The 1,161-nt window shown below is 37.3% G+C and carries 1 protein-coding gene; it reads left to right on the top strand.

The annotated features are described in order from the left end of the window. The first annotated feature begins 180 nt into the window (after window positions 1-180). The gene (locus JQC92_RS22400) at window positions 181-828 is read left to right on the top strand and encodes a serine hydrolase (protein WP_205001733.1); all 648 of its coding nucleotides are present in this window, start codon (window positions 181-183) and stop codon (window positions 826-828) included. The last annotated feature ends 333 nt before the right edge of the window (window positions 829-1,161 follow it).

Below are 1,161 nucleotides of genomic sequence, written 5' to 3'. Positions count from 1 at the left end.
TGGTTGAGACCACATCGAGGGATATCACAAGAAAAACTCCCTCTTTATCTTGGTTTTTTTGAGTTTGTACACAATGCTGGCCTACGAGGTAAAGGGCTGCTTGAACCACTCATTCAACTATTGGTTACCTAGCAGTCTTGAACCCGATATGAGCCAAAAGATAAAGTAAAACCAGAGAATGTGAGCAAACAACGCTCTATCAATCAATATTTACAAGAATCAATTGATAGGCATGGCGAGCTAGATAAATCATTTAAATACGCCGACTTAAACTTTAACGTTCTTGGTGCCGTTATAGCGAAAGTGAGTGGCAAGTCTTATCCAAGTCATATTAGTGAACGTATTATAAGACCCTTAAAGCTGACTAATACAGGCTTTTTTCAATTGGGTAGCTCATTTAAACCTGATGTTGAACCTCATATAAATGGTTTGTTTTTACGTAAAGCTTCAAAAAGACCTTTTGATCCCTCTTATGCACCAAGTGAGGGGCTTGTTACGAATGTTAAGGAGTTACTTGTTTGGCTAAACTCTACTTTGTCTCAAAATAATAGTCTGTTACAGACTCAAACTTTTCAAGAAATGTTAATACCTAGAAAAAGTACAGATTGGGGTAAGACAAAAATGGGTTTGGGCTGGCAGGTATACAGCAATAAAAATGGAAGAGTTATTCAGCACGCAGGCTCATTTCAAGGCGTGAAAGCTTTGCTCATTGCTTATCCAGATATCAAACGGGGGATAATTATTTTCAGTAACGCAGATGAGCTTCCTCGATGGGATATTGCAAGCCATATCAATCAAGTATTAGATTCAAAAACTGAAGAAAAATAGTTTGGTTTGAATGTGCCTCCTAACTAGGTTATGTCCAACCCAATGACAAAAGGTGTGCGTGTCTGAAGGCCAATAAATAAAAATATTGAGACACGGTAATTCGTTTTACTTAGCGATATCTTAGTACGAAAATACAGGAATTAAAGGTGCTTATCATGACGAAATTACCTACAAATTCACCAACTGACTTTTGCGTAGCTTTTATAGAAACAATACTGCGGACAGTTTTATGCTGCAATAACCCCGAACTCTTCAAGTTCACTGATGACTTGAGATACTTTTTCGTTACTCGGGTCGATATCTAACTTGTCAAAAATGATTTTCATCAAGTAT

The sequence above is a fragment of the Parashewanella hymeniacidonis genome (genome assembly GCF_016900895.1).
GTDB classification, from domain to species: Bacteria; Pseudomonadota; Gammaproteobacteria; order Enterobacterales; family Shewanellaceae; genus Parashewanella; species Parashewanella hymeniacidonis.
The sequence above is the reverse complement of the archived record's forward strand: the minus strand, read 5'-3'. Positions and strand labels throughout refer to the sequence as shown.